General features: G+C 68.2%; 16 protein-coding genes. 3 read left to right on the plus strand and 13 right to left on the minus strand.

What is annotated here, in order from left to right; all coding sequences use genetic code 11:
• Positions 1-4 precede the first annotated feature (4 nt).
• Positions 5-1,132 carry an NADH:flavin oxidoreductase gene (locus ACWEVR_RS19935; RefSeq protein WP_452468146.1) on the minus strand — a complete coding sequence of 376 codons (1,128 nt, stop codon included), beginning with the start codon at positions 1,130-1,132 and terminating at the stop codon, positions 5-7.
• 114 nt (positions 1,133-1,246) lie between these two features.
• On the opposite strand from ACWEVR_RS19935, the gene ACWEVR_RS19940 reads away from it, so the two are divergent.
• Positions 1,247-1,669, plus strand: coding sequence for a MarR family winged helix-turn-helix transcriptional regulator (locus tag ACWEVR_RS19940; RefSeq protein ID WP_452468147.1), 423 nt, complete (start codon positions 1,247-1,249; stop codon positions 1,667-1,669).
• Positions 1,670-1,675: 6 nt separating this feature from the next.
• Here ACWEVR_RS19940 and ACWEVR_RS19945 read toward each other — a convergent pair whose 3' ends face one another.
• The 6 genes from ACWEVR_RS19945 to ACWEVR_RS19970 form a co-directional block, all read right to left on the minus strand.
• A complete protein-coding gene (locus ACWEVR_RS19945) occupies positions 1,676-3,958 on the minus strand; it encodes an ATP-binding protein (protein WP_452468148.1) in 2,283 nt (760 codons plus the stop codon).
• 119 nt (positions 3,959-4,077) lie between these two features.
• Complete coding sequence (locus tag ACWEVR_RS19950) at positions 4,078-4,896, minus strand: poly(ethylene terephthalate) hydrolase family protein (protein WP_452468149.1); 819 nt, start codon at positions 4,894-4,896, stop codon at positions 4,078-4,080.
• Between the two features lie 28 nt (positions 4,897-4,924).
• Positions 4,925-6,091 (minus strand): PucR family transcriptional regulator, encoded by a 1,167-nt coding sequence (locus tag ACWEVR_RS19955; RefSeq protein WP_452468150.1) that lies wholly within the window; start codon positions 6,089-6,091, stop codon positions 4,925-4,927.
• A gap of 101 nt (positions 6,092-6,192) precedes the next feature.
• On the minus strand, positions 6,193-8,106 hold the full coding sequence (locus tag ACWEVR_RS19960; RefSeq protein ID WP_452468151.1) for a sensor histidine kinase: 1,914 nt from the start codon (positions 8,104-8,106) through the stop codon (positions 6,193-6,195).
• Between the two features lie 96 nt (positions 8,107-8,202).
• A complete protein-coding gene (locus tag ACWEVR_RS19965; RefSeq protein WP_452468152.1) occupies positions 8,203-9,585 on the minus strand; it encodes an ABC1 kinase family protein in 1,383 nt (460 codons plus the stop codon).
• Positions 9,586-9,723: 138 nt separating this feature from the next.
• A complete protein-coding gene (locus tag ACWEVR_RS19970; RefSeq protein ID WP_452468153.1) occupies positions 9,724-10,458 on the minus strand; it encodes a hypothetical protein in 735 nt (244 codons plus the stop codon).
• Positions 10,459-10,519: 61 nt separating this feature from the next.
• Here ACWEVR_RS19970 and ACWEVR_RS19975 point away from each other — a divergent pair, with 61 nt between their 5' ends.
• Positions 10,520-11,362: an SDR family oxidoreductase gene (locus ACWEVR_RS19975; RefSeq protein ID WP_067494435.1), complete on the plus strand. Its 843-nt coding sequence runs from the start codon at positions 10,520-10,522 to the stop codon at positions 11,360-11,362.
• 28 nt (positions 11,363-11,390) lie between these two features.
• On the opposite strand, the gene ACWEVR_RS19980 is transcribed toward ACWEVR_RS19975, so the two are convergent.
• The 6 genes from ACWEVR_RS19980 to ACWEVR_RS20005 form a co-directional block, all read right to left on the minus strand.
• A complete protein-coding gene (locus tag ACWEVR_RS19980) occupies positions 11,391-13,286 on the minus strand; it encodes an alkyl/aryl-sulfatase (RefSeq protein WP_452468154.1) in 1,896 nt (631 codons plus the stop codon).
• Positions 13,287-13,405: 119 nt separating this feature from the next.
• Positions 13,406-14,017 carry a DUF4203 domain-containing protein gene (locus ACWEVR_RS19985; RefSeq protein ID WP_452468155.1) on the minus strand — a complete coding sequence of 204 codons (612 nt, stop codon included), beginning with the start codon at positions 14,015-14,017 and terminating at the stop codon, positions 13,406-13,408.
• Positions 14,014-15,705, minus strand: coding sequence for a SulP family inorganic anion transporter (locus ACWEVR_RS19990; RefSeq protein ID WP_452468156.1), 1,692 nt, complete (start codon positions 15,703-15,705; stop codon positions 14,014-14,016). Before ACWEVR_RS19990 ends, ACWEVR_RS19985 begins: the two co-directional genes overlap by 4 nt.
• A 5-nt stretch (positions 15,706-15,710) precedes the next feature.
• Complete coding sequence (locus ACWEVR_RS19995; RefSeq protein ID WP_452468157.1) at positions 15,711-16,376, minus strand: GAP family protein; 666 nt, start codon at positions 16,374-16,376, stop codon at positions 15,711-15,713.
• A gap of 84 nt (positions 16,377-16,460) precedes the next feature.
• Positions 16,461-16,835: an SHOCT domain-containing protein gene (locus ACWEVR_RS20000; protein WP_067494151.1), complete on the minus strand. Its 375-nt coding sequence runs from the start codon at positions 16,833-16,835 to the stop codon at positions 16,461-16,463.
• Between the two features lie 72 nt (positions 16,836-16,907).
• Positions 16,908-17,879 carry a DUF389 domain-containing protein gene (locus tag ACWEVR_RS20005; RefSeq protein WP_452468158.1) on the minus strand — a complete coding sequence of 324 codons (972 nt, stop codon included), beginning with the start codon at positions 17,877-17,879 and terminating at the stop codon, positions 16,908-16,910.
• A gap of 148 nt (positions 17,880-18,027) precedes the next feature.
• Here ACWEVR_RS20005 and ACWEVR_RS20010 point away from each other — a divergent pair, with 148 nt between their 5' ends.
• Complete coding sequence (locus tag ACWEVR_RS20010; protein WP_452468159.1) at positions 18,028-19,131, plus strand: AI-2E family transporter; 1,104 nt, start codon at positions 18,028-18,030, stop codon at positions 19,129-19,131.

The raw sequence follows: 19,131 nt of genomic DNA on the forward strand, positions 1-19,131 counted from the left end.
TCGCTCAGCTGAGGGTCTTCTGAGCGGCGGGGTCGAAGGGCTTCAGCTCGTCGAAGCGTCCGTCGAGGACCTTGCGCGCCCACTCGGGATCCTGCAGCAGCGCACGTCCCACGGCGACCATGTCGACCTCGTCGCGTTCCATCCGTTCGAGCAGATTGTCGAGGCTGCCCAGTTCGGCGCCGTGCCCGCGGAAGGCGTTCAGGAAGTCGCCGTCGAGGCCGACCGAGCCGACGGTGATCACCGGCTTACCGGTGAGCTTCTTGGTCCAGCCGGCCAGATTCAGGTCGGAGCCGTCGAATTCGGGGAGCCAGTAGCGGCGGGTCGAGGCGTGGAAGACATCGACGCCTGCCTCGGCCAGCGGGGCGAGGATCGCCTCCAGCTCCTGGGGTGTCTGCGCCAGGCGCCCGTCGTAGGCGTCCTGCTTCCACTGCGAATAGCGCAGGATCACCGGGAAGGTCGGCGCGACGGCGGCGCGCACGGCCCGGACCACCTCGGCGACGAACCTGGTCCGGGCCACCGCGTCCCCGCCGTAGGCGTCGGTGCGGCGATTGGTGCGTGACCACAGGAACTGATCGAGGAGATAGCCGTGGGCGCCGTGGAGTTCCACACCGTCGAATCCGAGGCGTTCGGCAGCCGCGGCGGCGTCGGCGAAGGCGGCGATCACGTCGTCCAGGTCGCGCTGGGTCATGGCGTGGCCCGCGCCCTCGGTGCCGTCGACGCGAATGCCGGAGGGGCCCATGGCCGGGGCGTCGGGGTAGGGCGCTTCACCGTGGTTGCGCACCATACCGATGTGCCACAGCTGCGGGACGATGGTGCCGCCTGCCGCGTGCACGTCGGCGGCGACCTTCGCCCACCCGGCCAGTTGCGCCTCGCCGTGGAAGCGCGGAACGCGATCGCTCTGTCCCGCCGACTCGTGACCGACGTAGGTCCCCTCGGTGACGATCAGGCCGACGCCTGCCTCGGCGCGGCGGGCGTAGTAGGAAGCCACGTCGTCACCGGGGATACCGCCGGGGGAGAACATGCGGGTCATCGGGGCCATGGCGATCCGGTTGGGGACGGTCAGGCCGTTCAGGGTGATGGGTCGTGACAGGACCTGCGTCGCACGGGCGGCGTCGGACACGGTGACGGTCATGAATGCTCCTAACATACTTACTTGAGAATGTCGAAGGTTGAGAACTTCAAGCAATGCCGCCACCGTAGGCGGAGATATTTGAGGTCGTCAAGTTTCTGGCGCTAGTCTTGAGCCATGTCAGAGCCTCCCCGCGACGATCCCGACCAGCTCATGGAGCTGTTGTCGGTGTCGCTCGGCGTGTATTACGGAGACTTCACCGCCGCCGCGGCGGGCGAGCAGCTCACCGCGATCCAGGCCAAGACCCTCACCGTGCTGCGCCATGGGCCCATCGCCATGCGAAGGCTGGCCGAGACCATGTACTGCGATGCCTCCAATATCACCGGCATCATCAACCGGCTCGAGAAGCGTGGGCTCGTGCGCCGGGAGACCAGCGCCGCCGATCGGCGCGTCACCAACCTCGTCATCACCCCGGAGGGTGAGCAGGTCGCCGACGCGATCCGCGCGAAGATGCACCGCACGCGCGCGGGTCTCGAGCGGCTCGACGCGGAACAACGCCGGACGCTGTCGGCCCTGCTGTCGGAGGTCTTCCGGAAGTAGGAAGCCTCAGTCGGCGTGCGCGCCGCGGGTGGCGACCCAGGTGGCGATCTGGGCCCGGTTCGACGAGCCGAGCTTGGTGAGGATGTTGCCCACGTGCGTGTCGGCGGTGCGGGGCGCGATGACGAGGCGGGCGGCGATCTCCTTGTTCGTCAGCCCGGTGGCGATCAGGGTCGCCACCTCGTACTCGCGCGGGGTCAGCGGCGCGATGTCGACGGGATGCCGAGTCGCCGGTTCACGGTGCGGGGTCAGCGCGAACTCGAAGGCCTCGTCGATCGGCATGGCCTGCCCGGCCAGGAACGCGGTGTCGAAACGGTCGCCACCCAGTGCCTGGATCGACGCGTCGCGAAAGAGCGTGTGCGGGCGCACGAGGATGACGTCGGGATCGGAACCCAGCTGCTCCCACGCGGACGCGGCGACACCGAACAGGGTGGCCGCGCGCAGGTGCTGGTTGCGGGCCGAGGCCACCCACGCCAGTGCCTCCACGTAATAGGCGTCGCCGAATCTGCTGCCCCATCGGCGCGAGATCCGCAGGGCGGTGTGTCCGGCTCGCTCGGCCGCGTCGGGATTGCCGAGCATCACTTCGATCAGCGAGATGGCGAACAGGTAGAGCCCGCGATAGTAGTAGTCGCCGTGCTCCTCGCAGATTCGCACCGCCTCGCGTAGCTCGTGGAGGCGACCGGTGGGGTCGGCGGCGGCGGTCGCCAGCGCGTAGATGTTCCACGCCCCCATCGACTCGCGCAGGTGTCCGTGGCTGCGCAGGGTGTGGGTGGCTTCCCACGCGAGGGCGGCCGCCTTCTCGTTGTCCAGGTCGATCTTGGCCGCGGCGGAGCGGGCGGCCTTCGCGAGGGCGATCAGGACCGGGTCGCCGGAGCGCGCCGCCTCCCGATCGGCTTGATCGAGTTCGCGATAGGCGCTGTCACGATCGGTCATCCAGATCGAATGCAGGGCGAGCACCGCCCAGCCGCGCCCCGCGTGCGGCGAGTGCGGCACCGCGTGCAGCGCACGCTGCAACCAGGCCTTCACCAGCTGATCCGAGCCTGCCATCCGCCAGAACTCGTCGACGCAGGCCGCCATCTCGAGCGCGGTCTCGGCCTCGCCCGGCGTCTCGAGCGACCATTCGAGCGCCAATCGCAGATCGGGTTGGCAGACCTGCAACCGACGGACGTGTTCGAACTGCTTCTTGCTGAAGAACTCCTTGTCGGCCAGCAGAATCACGTCCCGGAACCAGTCCCGATGCCTGCGGGCGACGACCGCGGTCGCACCCTCCTCGGTCAGCTTCTCGGCGCCGAACTCGCGCACCGGCCGCAACAGGCGGTAGTGCGTGATGTCGTCACCGCGCCGTTCCAGGATCGACTTGTCGACCAGCGAATCGACGATCCACACCACCGGCGCGACCGAACGCGTATCGGCGCAGACATATTCGGCGGCTTCCAGCTCGAACCAGTCCTGGAAGATCGACAGGCGCGCCCACACCTGCTTCTCGTCGTCGGTGCACAACCGGTAGCTCCAGTCGACCGTGTTGCGCAGCGTCTGGTGCCGGTCGGGCACCCCGTGCGCCCAGGCCGTCGGCAGCGTCAGCCCGCACGACCAGCGGTCGACGACCTGTGCGGGCGACAGCGAGCGGTGCCGGGCCGCCGCCAGTTCGATGGCCAGTGGGATCCCGTCGAGCAAGCGGCACAGGTGGGCGATGGCGGCGGCGTTCGACTCAGTGATCCGGAAGTCTGCGCGCACCGCCCTCGCCCGGTCGACGAGCAGGGCCACCGACGGGTATTCGGCGATCCGGGCGGGGTCGTCGAGCTCCGGTGGTGGCACGGCCAGTGGTGGGAGCCGGTAGACCTGCTCGCCCGCCACGCTGAGCGTCTGCCTGCTGGTGACCAGCAGGGTCACCCCGGGGCAGGTCGCGAGCACCTGGATGACGAAGTCTGCGCAGCCGTCGAGCAGATGTTCGCAGTTGTCGAGGACCAGCAGCGGTGCCCGGCGAACCAGATGGTCGAGTACCCGTTCGGTCGCCGACTCGCCGGCTTTGATCCGCAACCTGAGTGCCGCCGCCACCGCCGTGCCGACCTCGTGATCGTGGCGCAGCCCGGACAGTTCCACGAAGTGGACGCCGTCGTCGTAGTCGGCGGCGAGCTGCCCGGCGACCTTGCGTGCCAGGCGGGTCTTGCCGAGCCCGCCCTGGCCGGTGATGGAGACCAGGCAGCCGTCGTCGAGCAGGGCGCGCACCGCGGCTACCTCGGCATCGCGGCCGAGGTAGCTGGTCGCCGCGGGGTCGAGCGTGCTTCGAACCATCTGCCGTCTCGGGTCGTACCGGACGACAGCTGCTGTCGATCCGGCTCACGGGTGATCGGTATCGGCGATCGTACTCAGCCGTCGTCCCGGGAGCGGCACGAATTCGCTGATGTCCGCACTCAGCTCAGCGCTTGCGCCTTCGCGTTGTGCAGAACTCTCGTCCACGCGACGTCGGTGCACAGGCCGCACTCGGGGCCGAGGAAACGGGCCTTCGCGACGGGGTCACCGAGCAGCTGGTACTTCAGCCAGTCGGCCATCACCTCGGCGTATCGTCCCCAGACCAGGTGCCCGGCGCCACCGAGTTCGGCGAAGACCGCGGGTACCTGGTCGGCCTTCTCGAACAGGGGCATGACGATGCCGTCGGCGTCGACGATGCGGTCGGCCTCCCCGGCCAGGAACAGCGCGGGCCCGACCATCTTTCCGGGAGCCGCCAGCGGGCCGGGTTGCAGGGCGAGCACGGTGCGCACCAGCGCGTCGGCGCCCGCGTTGATCGCGCCCGCCCCGCCCTGGGAATGACCTGCGGCCGCCACCTGATCGGTGGCCACCTTGCCGCTGTACACGTTGCCCGGGGTGTCGTTGCGCCGCAGCAGTTCCCGCCCGCCCGCCAGCATCTCCGCACCCGAGTTCGCCATCGTGGTGTTCGCGGCGACGACGATGAAACCCGCTGCGGCCCAAGGCTTCAGTAGCGTGTCGGCGTAGACGCCGGGCCCGGCGCCGGTGCCGTTGCCCCAGAGCACCACCGGATGGCGGGTCGTTCCGAGCTCGGCGGGACGGTACACCGTGTGGTCGGCCCACTTGTCGACCGTCACGGCGCCCGCCGGGTCGGCCACCTGCGACGAACCGGCCGACCCCGCCGAGGGCGGGCTCGCCACAGCGGGCGCGGCGGCCAGCAGGCCGGTCACCGCGACCGCCGCCAGGGTTGTGCATCGGAAAAACATCGTTGTCCTTTCCTACGGTGCCGCGGTACTACGCGGCCGGATCGTGCAACCCCGACACCACGAGCGCGGAGCGCAGGTACCACAGATCGGCGCACCGGGTGGCGTCGTAGCCGGTGAGTTCGGCGATGCGCTTGATGCGGTAGTCGATCGAGTTGGTGTGCAGGTGCAGCATGGTTGCGGTGCGGCGCCGGTTCAGGTTGTTGGCGACGTGGCAGCGCAGCGTTTCGAGGAGTTCGGGGTGCCCGGTCAGTGGCTCGAGCACGGTCGCGAGGTGGTCGCGGGCCGGACCGGGCCGGGTGAGCTGATATTCGAGTGCGTAATCGCTGAATCGGTGCACCCCGCCCGTGCGGCCGAGCCGTCGGACGATCTCGAGCAGTTCGTGCGCGCACTCGGTCGCGTCGGCCACCTCGTCGAGGTCGGCCGGCACGACTGCCACCGTGACTTGGCGACCGGCGGCGCGGGTGAGTGCGGCCGCCACGACGTCGATGTCGGCGTCGGTGTGGCTCGGTACCAGTGCGGTGCCTCCGCGCGTGGACAGGGTGACCAGGCACTCACCGTCGCAGCGGCGGTCGAGTTCGGCGCGCATGCGGGCGATGGCGCGACGGGCGCGTACCCGCTCGTCGACGCCGTCGGCGGGCCCGTCCGTCGGTTCGCCCGCGATGCTCAGCGCCAGTACCCAGTACTCGTCGGCCAGTTCGACACCGCAGTCGCGGGCCACGGCGCGCGAGTGGGTGCCCGCGATGACCTGGTTGGCCAGTGCGTCTCTGGCGTGTTCGGAGCGGCCCGCTAGTTCCAGCGTGTACCGCACGAAGGCGCTCGCGACCGTCGTGGCGGCGTGCTCGAGCAGGTCGACCACGTCGATCTCGGCTCCGGTCAGATCGACGGCGATGCGCGCACAGCGGTGCAGGGAGTGCAGGATCGCCTCCACCCCGATGCCGTCGCGTGCCCATTCGACGGTGGCGTGTTCGAGGCGAGCGAGCGGGACGGCCGTGGCCGACCCGGAACTCGTGGCCGCAATCAGATCGAGGCAGGCCAGCCCGATATGGCGGTTCTGCTGGGGACGCAACATATTCCGGCCCGCGGGGCCATCGGCGAAGGCCGTCCGTACCAGGCGGTCGATCGTCGATTCCTGTGCCGCGTGCGCCGGTGCCGATCTGCTCAGGAGGGCGGTCCCGGAGGGTGTCCGATGTGGCATTCGTCGAGCGTGCCGGGCCGAGCGAGCCGGGACATCGGTAGAACTGCGTATCTCTGCGCACCGAGGTGCGTATTCGGCTCCGCCCACGAAGTCCGCGGCGTTCACCGGGAGACCTTCCGTTCGCCGGCGAGCGCCGCTTCGTGGCCGTCGACGAGGGTGCCGGGAATGACCACGACGGCGCGCACCCCGCCGTACGGTGACTCGGCCAACCGCACCGACACCGCGTGGGTGCTCGCGAGCTGGGCAACCACGAACAAACCCATGCGCGAATCGCGCGACAACGCCGCGAAATCCGGCGGGGCGGCCAGCAGGGAGTTGTACCGCTCGAATTCGGCTTCGGTGAGGCCGATCCCCTGATCGGCGACCTCGACCGCCAGGCCCTTGCCGACGACACCCGCGCTGATATCGACCATGGTCGCGGGTGGGGAGAAGGCGGTGGCGTTGTCGACGAGTTCGGCGATGAGGTGGATCAGGTCGGCCACCGCCGCGCCGTACAGCCGCGCCTCGGGTACGCCGCCGACCCGCACGCGCACATACTCTTTCGTCTCACCCACCGCACCGCGCAGCACATCGAGCAGCGGCACCGGTGTGCTCCACCGTCGCCCGGGCCTGCTGCCGCCGAGGATCAGCAGGTTCTCGGCATTGCGTCGTGCGCGGGTCGCCAGGTGATCGAGCTGGAAGTACACCTCGAGCAGGGCCGGGTCCTGCTGCTTGCTCTCGGCCTCGTCGAGGATCTCGAGCTGACGGTGCACCACCACCTGACTGCGATGGGCGATATTGACGAATACCGAGCGAACCCCCTCCCTGGTGCGCGCCTCCTCGACCGCCGCCCCCACCGCCACGGTCGCGGCCTGCTCGAAAGCGGTTGCCACTTCACCGATCTCATCGGTGCCGAAGTCGAGGATCGGGGCGAGTTCGGTGCGCTCACCGGCCTTCGCCCGCCGGATGGCCTTGGGCAGTTCGGTGTCGGCCACCTCGAGCGTGGCATCGCGCAGTCGCCGCAACCTGCGGATGATGCGGTCGGCCAGCACCACCGCGATCAGCATGGCGACCACACTGCCCACCAGCACGACGGCCCCCGCCACCCACGCGGACCGTTCGGTGCGTTGGGCGGCCTCGATGGCACTGCAACGGGCTCGGTCGAGATGTTCGGAGTAGGCGGCGAAGAGCTTCGTATTCACCTCGGCGGCGGCATCCTGCCACTGCTGCAGCGAGAGTGGCAGCTCCGGTGTCCGGGTCCGCTGGTGGGACGCGAGCCGTTCGGCGAGCGCCGCCTCCATCGTCGAAACCTGTTGCCACGCACCGGAAGCCACGATCTCGGCGAGCAGCTGGTTGCGTGGCTCACCGAATTCGGCGATCAGATTGGTGATCTCGGCCTTGTAGAAGCCCACCTGGGTGGTGAACTCTTCGAGCGGGAACGCCCGCCCGTCCGAACCCCAGAGCGCGACACCGATCGCGTTGCCCCGCGACATCGCCTCGGTCGCGGCGAGCAACCGCACGGCCTCGGAGATCCGCGTGGCGAACAACGGGTCCGGCGCCACCTGCTGTGCGCGCCGGAAACCGGTGTGGAACAACGTGAACGGGCCGTTGAAGTACTGGTACACCTCGACCGGGCCGAGCCCGTGCCCGTCGATACCGGCCCGCACCTTCGTGATGGTCTCCTGGAACTTCGCGTGCGCGGCCGGGATGTACGGAGACGGTTCGTGCCTGCGAGCATCCGCGCGCACCAGTGCCTCGAACCCGCGATCGACCCGCGCCCGCGCCGAGACCAGCTCCGGCACGATGTCGTTGGTGGTGAGCTTGCGCAGTGACAGCACCCGCTCGACCTGGGCGGCGGCGCCGAGTTCGGAGGCGGCGGGCCGGATCTGCTCCAGGTCGTCGATCCACTGCCGGACCTGAGCGCTGTCGCGCACCAGGTCGCCGGCGGTGAACATGCCGAGACCGAGCAGGGTGAGACTGGGAATGAGCGCGATCGCAAGAATTCTGGTGCGAACGCCGAGCCGTGCCGGGAACATCGAGCGAACGTAGGCGCGAGCCCCGCGCTCGGTACGGCCTATGTTCCGCTCTTTGTGCCGGAAACCCAACCGCACTGTGGTATTTCACAAATCACCTCAGGCATTGGTGACCGTGTGCCGCCAGGCCTCGATTTCCCGGCCGATCTCGGTCACCGGCGGTTCGTCGTAGAGCCATTCGCGCGCCAGGTCGTGCCAGTTCCGGGTCGCCTCGAGCTGACCGAGCGCGGTGAGGGTGAAAAGGTCGGCGCGGCGGGAGAAGACGTGCTCGGGCGGCAGCAACAGGTGTCGGACCTCACGCCGCTGCGCCGCCCGCGGGTCGGTGGCGAGCACGACCGCACTGGTGGCGATCTCCGGGGTGAGGGTGATCTCCTCGTCGAGCAGATGCCAGCCCGAGGCGGCCCACACGTATTCGAGCACCGACCGGGGCGTCACAGGCGAGTCGGGGGCGATGATGCCGCGCTCGGACCAGCGCCGGAACACCTCGTCGCTGTCGAAGCGGTGAGCCGCGCGGATCACCTGCCGCTCGAAATCCAGGTCGGCGCGCTCGATCGTGTTGTACAGCCCGAAGTCGACGAAACCGACCCGGCCGTCGTCGGCGAGCAGCACATTGCCCGGATGCGGGTCGGCGCAGTACTCGCCGTCGCGGAACATGCCGGTGATGTAGAAGCGGTACACCAGCTCACCGATGTGATCGCGGCGCGCGGCGGGCAGGCGGCGGATGTCGTCGAAGGAGATGCCTTCGATGAATTCGGTGACCAGCACATTGTCGCCACAGAACTCCTCGACGGCGTCGGGGACCAGGATGAACGGGTGGTCCCGGTAGCGTGCGGCGACCCGATGCTGATTGGCCGCCTCGCGCCGGTAGTCCAGTTCGGCGACGATATTGCCGGAGATCTCGGCGAGCACCTCGGTATCGGCGGCCGAGGGCAGAAACGATTTCCACAGCCCGCTGAAGAATTCGAGATTGCGCATATCGGCGTGCACCGCGCGATCCACGCCGGGATACTTCACCTTCACCGCGACCATCCGCCCGTCGCGCAGCCGGGCGCGATACACCTGGCCGATCGAGGCCGCCGCGACCGGTTCCGGGTCGAAGTCGGCGAACACCCGGCTCAGCCGCCCGAGATCCTGCTCGATCACCGCGCGCATCTGCGCGAACGGCACCTCGGGTGCGCTGTCGCGCAGCTTCGCCAGTTTCGTGCGGAACATCTCGCGGTGCTCCTCCGGGATCATGTCCAGATCCAGTACCGAGGCCATCTGCCCCAATTTCATTGCCGCGCCCTTCATCCCACCGAGCACGGTGACGATCTGCTGTGCGGCTTGCAGTGTCGAGCGTTCGGCGAGTGTGCGGCGCGCCTGTTCGGTTCGCCCGATCATCGCCAACCGGGTACCGAGGCCGCGGGCCGCCTGCCCCGCGGCCAACCGGCCGAGCCGTGCGCTGCGTGACAGTCGTCCGGTCGGTACCTGCTTGTCTGCCATGGGTGCCTCTTTCCCGCGGTGCGCTCATGGGTATTCTCGGCCGACGTCGCCGTACTCACAGGCGAACGGGTGCGGACTTGTGCCGGATCACCAATGCCGTCGTGGCGCAGCACGAATTCTTCGCGGCTGAGGTCGTTGTCAGTCCCCGGTGCCGCGGCTCAGTTCCTGGAACCAGGCGAGATAGGCCGTCGTGGTCTCGCGCAGTGCGTCGACCGCCCAGCCGGCGGGCCGCAGTTCGGTGGGCAGCGCGGGGTCGGTGGTGAGCAGGTCGAGGCCGGCGCACACCGTCGTGAACCGGGCGGCGGGGTCGGCGGTTTCGATGGCTTCGAGCAGCTCACGGGCACGGCGGTCGATGTCGGTCAGCGGCCACAGTCGAGTACACAGCGAGACCGGGTCGTCCACGGCACGGGTGCGCAGGGCGATCGTGGCGTCGCCGAGGTCGTCGGGCAGGTCGCGCGCGAGGTTGGCCGGGCGCATCCACACACCTTCACGGAGTTCGGCCAGGCGCAGCGAGAGCAGTGTCGCGCGCAGTGCCGCGCGGTCGGCGGCGGGTCGCCCCGTCGCGGTGATGACGACCTGTTCCCAATCGCCTTGCCAGGGCAGCGTCCGGGGCGCGAGGAGATCCACGCGCCGGGCACGCAGGTGTGGGGCAAGGGTGTAGACGCGTCGCGCGCGCACGAGCTCACCGGCCGCGACCATCCGCGACACCGCGACGCGCACGGTGGCCTCCGGGTAACCCGCCGCGGTCGTGGCGGCGCAGATCTGCTGTGACGTCATCGTCGGCGAGTCGGCCGCGATGAGGATGCGGATCAGTGCCGACCGCGCCGACACCGGACGCACCATCACGCCGGAATCGGTGACCTCGGATTTCACGGGTCGAGTGTACATATTTCACTATTGCTACGGCTGTTGAATATATGTAATGTCGCCGGGCATGACGACATCTACCTCACCGCTGGCCGGACGCACGATGATCATGTCGGGCGGCAGCCGTGGCATCGGGCTGGCCATCGCGCTAGCCGCCGCACGTCAGGGTGCCAACATCGCGCTGCTGGCCAAGACCGACGTTCCCGATCCACGGCTGCCCGGCACCATCCACACGGCGGCCGCCGAGATCGAGGCCGCGGGTGGTCAGGCGCTGGCGGTGGTCGGCGACGTCCGCGACGAGGCATCGGTCACCGAGGCCGTGCGCCGGACCGTCGAACGGTTCGGTGGCATCGACTACTGCGTCAACAACGCGTCGGCCATCGCGCTCGCTCCGACCGAAGAGTTGCCCGTCAAACGGTTCGATCTCATGCAGCAGATCCAGCTGCGCGGAACCTATCTGCTCACCAGCACCTGCCTGCCGCACCTGCGCCGCAGCGACAACGCCCACATCCTGAGCCTGTCGCCTCCGCTGAACCTCGCACCCGCCTGGCTGGGTGCCCACCCCGCCTACATGGTGGCCAAGTACGGCATGTCCCTGTTGACGCTCGGCTGGGCCGCCGAGTACGCCGAACACGGCGTCGCCGCCAACTGCCTGTGGCCCGAGACGCTCATCGCCACCGCCGCGGTCCAGAACCTGCTCGGCGGCGACGAGGCGACCGCGAAGGCCCGCACCCCGCAGATCGTGGCCGACGCCGCGATCGCGATCCTCGAGAAGGACGCCCGCACGGTCACCGGCAACACCTTCCTCGACGTGGAAGTCCTGCGAGCTGAAGGCCGGACGGACTTCTCCGCCTACGGCGGCAGTGACGACCTCGAATACGATATCTTCGTCGACCCGCCCCAGGCCTGAACCAGTCGAGGCGCGGAGCCGGGTCGAATCAGGGTGTGACCATGGCGAAATCGGGGTCCGGTTCGTCGAGATAGCCGACGAGTTCGGCCAGTTTGCCCGCGTCGCCGTCGACTGTGACCCGGCCCGCTTCGATCATCGTGCCGAGGTCGCCGCCGGCGAGCAAGGCCGCGCGCAGGTCGGCGGCGCTGAGGGTGAAGGTGGCGTCGGCGGGTGCGACTTCCCCGTCGACATCGAAATGGACCAGCAGACCGTTGCGTAACTGGGTGCGGTGCACGATCCCGGTATCGGTCACGCGCCAGTCGATGACGATCCGGGCCGACCATGCCCGCGGCCCGTCGATACGCAGGGAGATCGCATCGAAAGCCTGCTCGACGGTCAGCTGATCCAGGATGTCCGGTGCCGCCGCGACCGTCGGCGTGCCGACGGAGCCGTTGCGCAATTCGTAGGCGCCCATGAGGTAGAAGTTGCGCCAGGTGCCGTTCTCGGCGCCGTAGCCCAGTTGTTCGAGGGTGTCGGCCTGCAGGGCCTTGGCCTCGGCATTGTCCGGGTCGGCGAAGATCACATAGTTGAGCACCTGGGCGACCCAGCGGAAGTCGCCTTCGGCGAAGGACTTTCGCGCCTTGGCGATCACTTCCTCGGCACCGCCCATGTAGTCCACGTGCCGCACGGCGGCGTCGACGGTGCTGTGCTGCCACAGGTTCGCCGGGTTTCCGTCGAACCAGCCCATGTAGCGCTGATAGACGGCTTTGACGTTGTGGCTGACTGAACCGTAGTACCCGTGGGTCGACCAGCTGTCCGTCAGCGCGGGTGGCATGGGGAAGTTCTCGGCGATCTCGGTTCCGGTGGCGCCCTTGTTGATCCAGCGCAGCGTCTGATCGTGCAGGTAGCCGTAGAGGTCGCGCTGGATCGACAGGTACTCGGTGAGCCGCTCGGTGCCCCAAGTGGGCCAGTGGTGCGAGGCGAACACCACGTCGGCTCGGGCGGCGTAGCGGTTGATCGCCTCGGTGAGGTACTTCGACCACACATGCGGGTCGCGTACCAGGGCGCCGCGCAGGGTGAGCAGGTTGTGCAGAGTGTGCGTGGCGTTCTCGGCCATGCACAACGCGCGCCGGGCGGGGAAGTAGAAGTTCATCTCCGAGGGCGCTTCGGTGCCGGGGGTCATCTGGAATTCGATCGCCACACCGTCGACTGTGACGGCCTGACCGGTGTGGTCGACCCACACGGTGGGGGTGATCAGGCTCGGCTGACCGATCGAGGTGGTCGGTCCCAGGCCGGCGCCCACGGCGCCGACCGGCCCACGCGGCAGTGCTGCGCCGTACATGTAGGCCGCGCGCCGGCCCATGGCCGTGCCCGCGTAGACGTTCTCCTCGACGGCGTGCTCGGTGAAGCCGGCGGGCGCGATGATCACGCATCGTTGCGCGTCGACGTCTTCCTGAGTTGTCACCCCCCTCACCCCACCGAAGTGGTCGATATGGGAGTGCGAGTAGATGACCCCGACCACCGGACGATCACCACGATGTTCGCGATACAGCGCCAGCCCGGCGGCCGCGGTTTCCACCGAGATCAGGGGGTCGATCACGATCACGCCGGTGTCGCCCTCGATCACCGTCATGTTCGACAGGTCGAGCCCGCGAATCTGGTAGATGCCGTCGGTGACCTCGTACAAGCCTTGCTTCACCGTCAGTTTCGACTGCCGCCACAGACTCGGATTCACCGTGGCGGGGCACTCGTCGTCGAGGAAGGAGAACGACCCGCTGTCCCACACCACGTCGCCGTCGGCATTGCGGACCACCGGCGGGGTGAGCGCGGCGACGAACCCGCGGTCGGCGTCCGCGAAATCCTGGTCGTCGCCGAAGGGCATCGTGCGCAGCGCCTCGGCGTTGCCTGCCTCGATGGTTTCGGAAGCTTCCTGCGGACTGGTCATCGAATCCCTTTCCACTCTGCTCGGTTACCCCGCGGCGCCCGTGCCGGACGGCCCGCTCCCGCAGCATCACATCGGGGGAGGTGATGCCGCCTCACCCGCTCCGGGTGAAATTCCTGTCGTCACCGGCTCGGCCATTTGCCGCCGATGTTGCGCGAGGGCGGTTCGTCCGCCGCCGGTTCGATGCCGAGCCGCTCGGCGAACAGCCGACGCTGAACGAGCCACCCACAGACCGACAGCCCGATCCAGGCGAGGGTGGCGGTGATCTGCTGCCTGCCGGGTTCGGGATCGCGCAGGAACTCGAGGTCGCCCATGCGGCCGAGGCCCGACAGGATCATGCTCGCGCCGCCGATCGAGGTCAGCCACAGCAGGGCGCGGGCCCGGAACTTGTCGGCCAGGAAGGCCCCGGACACGCAGACCGCGGCGGCGACGATCATGCTCAGTGCCCAGTTCTTGTCGCCCGGTTGGAGCACCGTGGCGAGTTTGGTGCCGATCATCGCGCCGGTGAGGCCGCCGATGAAGTAGGCCGCGAAGCGGAAGATCAGCGAGGTCACCACCCAGGCCGACACCGCGCCGATCAGCGCGATCAGCAGCAGCCACCAGAACGAGGCGTTGCACAGGTCGGCGATCAGCCAGCCGAGGCCGAATCCGATGGCGAGGATGCCCAGGTGCACCGAGCGGACCCCGTAGAAGCACAGCAGGGCACCGACCAGCGCGACGATGATGCCGTTCATGGGTGTTCCTTTCCGGAATCGGGTAGGTCGGCGGCGGCCTCGGTGATCGTCGGATACACCTGGATGGGGGTCGCGCCGACCACGGCGGAGCCGAGTTCGGCCCCGAACTGCGCTACCGAGCGTGCGATGCGGAAGTCGATGCGTTTGCGGGCCAGTTCTTTTCGCAGGTCGAGCAGCATGTCGGCGGCGGTGACGTCCAGGGAGGGCGAGGTTTCGGCGTCGAGGACCACCAGCCGGGTCGACTCGGTGCACAGTGCCTCGATGTGTTCGCGCACGAAGTCGGCGTTGGCGAAGAAGAGACCGGATTCGACGCGCACCACCAGCAGGTCGGGCCGGGTCGGCAGGTCCGCGTGTCTGGCCTTGTCCACCCAGAGCGAGCCGCTCTTGCCCAGTTCGGCGACGTGCGGCTGGGAGGCGCGGTAGACCAGCAGCAGCACCGCGACACCGATCCCGATCAGCAGTCCGGGCAACGTGTCGAACAGCAGCATGCCGAGCAGGGCGGCCATGGCGGCGACGAAATCGGCGCGGGCGGCGTGCCCGTAGATGCCGCCGAGCAGGCCGGTCCACACCCCGTAGAGCCTGCGCAGCGCGGCGAAGTCGACGAGTTCGATCACCGCCGCGATCACCACCGCCGCGAGCGTCGCCTCCGGCAGCTTCTCGAACAGACCGGTGAGAAACAGCAGTGTGAGGATGGTCAGCGCGGCCACCACCAGGCCGCTGAGCTGTGTTTTCGCCCCGGCGCCACCGTTGACGGCGGTCTTGGACAGGCTGCCGTTGACCACCATGCCCGAACTCAGCCCCGAGCCGATATTGGCGGCGCCGAGCCCGAGCAGCTCCCGATCGGGGTCGACCTGGTAACCGGCCTTGGCCGCATAGGTTTTGGCCGCGCCGAGCCCTTCGGCGAAGCCGATCAGCACCACGCCGACCGCGGGACCGAGCAGCTCGAGATAGTCGCCGAGATCGAGACCACCGGGCAGGCCGAGACGGGGGAGACCCGCGTCGATGTGGCCGACGATCGCGACGCCCTTGTCGTCGAGACCGAGCAGGTGCACCGCGGCGATGCCGAGTACCACGGCGAGCAGGGCGCCGGGCACCATCGGCAGCCAGCGCCGCACCGCCAGCACGAGGACCAGGCTTACGGTGCCGACAATTGTTGTGCGCCAGTCGATCTCACCGACCTTGCGCAGGATGCCCCAGGCTTGTTCGAAGAAGTTTCCCTCGTGCTTGTGCAACCCGATGAGCTTGGGTACCTGGCCGATGATGATCACGAGGGCCAGCCCGACGATGAAGCCCTTCAGGACCGGTCCGGAGATGAAGCTCGCGATGAATCCCAGCCGGATCAGCCCGGCCAGCAGGCCGACGATGCCGGTGCAGATGGCCAGGGCCGCGGTCAGGGCGATGTAACGGCCGCCGTCGGTGCCGGCCAGCGGGGTGACGATCGCCGCCGACAGCGCCGCGGTCGCCGACATCGGGCCGACCACCAGGTGGCGCGAACTGCCCGCCAGCGCATACAGCACCAGGGCGGGTACCGCCGCGTACAGCCCGACCACCGGCGGCACTCCGGCGATGGAGGCGTAGGCCAGCGCCTCGGGCACCAGCACCGCCCACACCGTCAGCCCGGCGATCACATCGGGACGCACCCAGTCGCCGCGATAACCACGCAGGGATGTGAACACCGGTACAGACATCCGTCTCACCCCGGCAATCCGCCCAGCCCTTTACCGAGGACCACCGCACCCATGACCAGCAGCACGATGGCCATGACGGCGTGATTGTTGTCCTGCAACCACACTCTGAGCCGGTCCAGCGCCGGGCCGAGCCGCTCGGCCGCCACCAGATAGCCGAGCACCACGGTCAGCACCGTGGCCGACGCGAGCACCGTGAACACCGCGATCGCACCGACCGCACCGCCGGAGCCAAGACCTGCCGCCCCGATCGCGACACCCGCCGACACACACAGCAGCAGGTTCTTCGGGTTGACCCCGGCCAACAGTGCCCCGAGCCCGCTCGCCTTCACCGGGGTGAAGGTGTCGATCGCGCGCATCCAGCCGGGCACCTCGGTCTGCGAGCGCGCCTGCCACTGTTTGACCGCCAACACCACGAGCAACACCCCGAGCACGATCTTGATCCATGCCGCCGCCGCACCGGGTTCGCTGTCGTCGGACCCGCCCAGGTTGCCGGCGAACAGCGTCACCACCCCGGTGACCACCAGAATTCCGAGCACCCACCCGGTGGCGAATCCGATCGCCGCGCCTTTTCCACGTGCCGACAGAATCATGAGAATCGTCGCGACGATCGGTATCGGCGACAGCGCGACACCGACCGCGAGCGGAAGCAGATCTCCGATGACCGAACCCATAGCGCGACCGTAAACGCACAGGTAGGCGCACCGCCTCACACGAGACGGATGAGATTCGCTCACCGCACGCGCATGGCGGGGAAATCAGGCCAGCGCTTTGGCTTTGAGCTGCTGGAATTCGGCCTCGGTGATGGCGCCCGAGTCCAACAACCTTTTCGCGTCCGCGATCTGGGCGGCGGAACTGGTGCCCGCGGTTTCCCTGATGTATTGATCGGTCGCGGCTTTGGCCTGCTGCTCGGCTTCGGCGGTGCGTTCGCCCATTCCGTCGCCGCGCACGATCAAATACACCAGCCCGGTGATCAGCGGGAAGAGGAACAGGCACAGCACCCAGATCGCCTTCACCCAGCCCGAGGTCTTCCGGTCCCGGAAGAGATCGGTGAGGATGACGAAGATCAGCAGCAGATAGGCGATGAACGCGAAACTTACGACAATGGCCCAGATGACGTCCCAGAAATCCATTGTTGATCCCTCACTTTCGTACTGAGCGCCCACCGGCCGGTGAACACGTCGGGTGTCGCGGCGACGTCGGTGTCACCGTGGTCGCACCCGGCCCCCGACGTTGTGCACGACCACGACGTCGGGGTGCCAGGGCACGAGATCGTCGACCCGGCGCTGCAATTCGGCCAGGTCGGGCAGCTGTTGCGGACCGAGGACGGTGATGGTGGCGGTGTCGCTGTGCAGAGTCACGTCAACCACCTGGGCGCCGGGCTGCTCGCGCAGCCAGTCGCGGGCGACGTCGGCGATCTGGCCGGCCCACAGCGTCGACAGCGAATTGATCACCATCGGCACCACCACCAGGATCAGCGCCGCGCCGAGCACCAGATAGGCGCGCCCGCGACCACCGGTCGGCGCCTCGGCGTCGCGCCCGTATCCGGCCAGCAGCAGGACCGTGGTGGTGGTGATGATCATGGCCAGCATGTTGGAGGCGAACAGCACGAAAGCGCCGAGTGCCAGGGCGGGGGCCTGCGAGCCGAGGCACACCCCGACCACGCCCAGCGGCGGCACCAGCGAAATCGCGATGGCGACACCGGGCAGTACGTCACCCACATCACGGCGGGTGATCGCCACCGCCGCGACGAGACCGGTGGCCAACGCTGCGGTCAGATCCATCAGTTTGGGTGAGGTCCGCCCGACGACCTGCGCGTTGGACAGCACATTCACCGGATTCGGTAGCAGCTGCGCGAACAGGAAACCGAGGACGACCACCACCGCGATACCGGCGACCACCAGCAGCAGGCTGCGGCCCACCAGCGCCGCGCGCCCAGTCGTCACACCGAGAGCGACCCCGAGAATCGGGATCGACAGCGGGGCGACGATCATCGCGCCGATCACGGTCGCCGTGGAATCACCGACCACACCGGAGATCGCGATCACCGCCGAGAGCACGAGCATGATCCAGAACGCCGAGCGCTTCGCCGCCACCGAGCCCACCGACAGGTCGAGTTTGTCGGTCAGTTCGTCGAGGGTGCGGCGCTGATCGGTGGGGACGAGAAAGCCGAGCATCGCGATCCTTTCGCCATGTCCGGCCAAGCGTAGAAAGCGGCGGCGCCCACGAAATCACCCGTAATGGATGAATTCCGCACCGACCGCGCGGCGAATTCACCCCGAACGGGTGATCCGGTGGCAGTGCGCACGGGATTAGCGTCGTCGCATGCACACCACGGACACGGTCCGGCAGTTTCCCGGTGCGGGTGGGTGGTCCATTCCCCGCGGTCTCGTCGTGCTGTTGTCGATAGCCGCGATCATCATCTGCGTCACGGGTTTGAAAGCCTTCGCCGGTGTGGTCGGTCCGACATTTCTGGCCCTGATGCTCACCATCGCCGTGCAGCCGATCCAGACCAGGGTGCAGCAGCGCGGTGGTCCGGCCTGGCTCGGCATGCTGCTCGCCGTCGGTGCGGTATTGCTCATTCTGGTGGGATTCGGTGGGGCGCTCGCGCTTTCGGTCGCGCAATTGGCTTCGCGGCTACCGCAGTACACCGGCAGCCTCGACGATCTGCTCGACACCGTTCGCGGCTGGCTCGACGCCGCGGGCTTGAGTCACGACCAGATCCAGAAGGCTTTGCAGGGCATCGACCTCGGCAAACTCGTCGCGTTGCTCGACAACCTGCTCGGCGGTGTGGTCGGGGTGTTCTCGAATCTGTTCTTCGTGGCCGCGCTGTTGCTGTTCATGGCAGTCGACGGGATGAGTATGCGGCCGAGGATGGCCGTGGTCGCAGTCGAACGGCCCGCCATCGCCCAGGCACTCGGCAGTTTCGCGGCGGGCACCCGCAAATATCTGGTCGTTTCGACGGTGTTCGGTGCGATCGTGGCGGTGATCGACGGCGGTGCGCTGTGGTTGCTCGGAGTGCCGTTACCACTGCTGTGGGCGCTGCTGTCGTTCATCACCAACTACATCCCGAACATCGGCTTCATCATCGGCGTGATCCCACCCGCGCTGCTGGCTCTGCTCGACAGCGGACCGGTTCTGATGGTGTGGGTGATCGTGGTCTACAGCGTGATCAATTTCGTGATCCAGTCGATCATCCAGCCCAAATTCGTCGGTGACGCCGTAGGACTCGGCGTCACCATCACCTTCCTGTCCCTGGTGTTCTGGGCCTGGGTAATCGGCGGCCTCGGCGCCATCCTCGCCATCCCCCTCACCCTCCTGGTGAAAGCCCTCCTACTCGACATCGACCCCTCCACCCGCTGGGCCGACGTCCTGATCGGCGGCCCGCTCCCGAAGAATAGGAACAGCGCTGCCGACACATCCACCTGA

Source organism: Nocardia sp. NPDC003979, from assembly GCF_053605015.1.

Excerpts from the sequence above, each read along its gene's own strand:
- ACWEVR_RS20005 (WP_452468158.1), bottom strand. The coding sequence starts at position 17,879 with ATGCTCGGCTTTCTCGTCCCCACCGATCAGCGCCGCACCCTCGACGAA.
- ACWEVR_RS19940 (WP_452468147.1), top strand. The coding sequence starts at position 1,247 with ATGTCAGAGCCTCCCCGCGACGATCCCGACCAGCTCATGGAGCTGTTG.
- ACWEVR_RS19995 (WP_452468157.1), bottom strand. The coding sequence starts at position 16,376 with ATGGGTTCGGTCATCGGAGATCTGCTTCCGCTCGCGGTCGGTGTCGCG.
- ACWEVR_RS19990 (WP_452468156.1), bottom strand. The coding sequence starts at position 15,705 with ATGTCTGTACCGGTGTTCACATCCCTGCGTGGTTATCGCGGCGACTGG.
- ACWEVR_RS19980 (WP_452468154.1), bottom strand. The coding sequence starts at position 13,286 with ATGACCAGTCCGCAGGAAGCTTCCGAAACCATCGAGGCAGGCAACGCC.
- ACWEVR_RS19985 (WP_452468155.1), bottom strand. The coding sequence starts at position 14,017 with ATGAACGGCATCATCGTCGCGCTGGTCGGTGCCCTGCTGTGCTTCTAC.
- ACWEVR_RS19935 (WP_452468146.1), bottom strand. The coding sequence starts at position 1,132 with ATGACCGTCACCGTGTCCGACGCCGCCCGTGCGACGCAGGTCCTGTCA.
- ACWEVR_RS19955 (WP_452468150.1), bottom strand. The coding sequence starts at position 6,091 with ATGCCACATCGGACACCCTCCGGGACCGCCCTCCTGAGCAGATCGGCA.
- ACWEVR_RS20000 (WP_067494151.1), bottom strand. The coding sequence starts at position 16,835 with ATGGATTTCTGGGACGTCATCTGGGCCATTGTCGTAAGTTTCGCGTTC.
- ACWEVR_RS19950 (WP_452468149.1), bottom strand. The coding sequence starts at position 4,896 with ATGTTTTTCCGATGCACAACCCTGGCGGCGGTCGCGGTGACCGGCCTG.
- ACWEVR_RS19965 (WP_452468152.1), bottom strand. The coding sequence starts at position 9,585 with ATGGCAGACAAGCAGGTACCGACCGGACGACTGTCACGCAGCGCACGG.
- ACWEVR_RS19960 (WP_452468151.1), bottom strand. The coding sequence starts at position 8,106 with ATGTTCCCGGCACGGCTCGGCGTTCGCACCAGAATTCTTGCGATCGCG.
- ACWEVR_RS19945 (WP_452468148.1), bottom strand. The coding sequence starts at position 3,958 with ATGGTTCGAAGCACGCTCGACCCCGCGGCGACCAGCTACCTCGGCCGC.
- ACWEVR_RS20010 (WP_452468159.1), top strand. The coding sequence starts at position 18,028 with ATGCACACCACGGACACGGTCCGGCAGTTTCCCGGTGCGGGTGGGTGG.
- ACWEVR_RS19975 (WP_067494435.1), top strand. The coding sequence starts at position 10,520 with ATGACGACATCTACCTCACCGCTGGCCGGACGCACGATGATCATGTCG.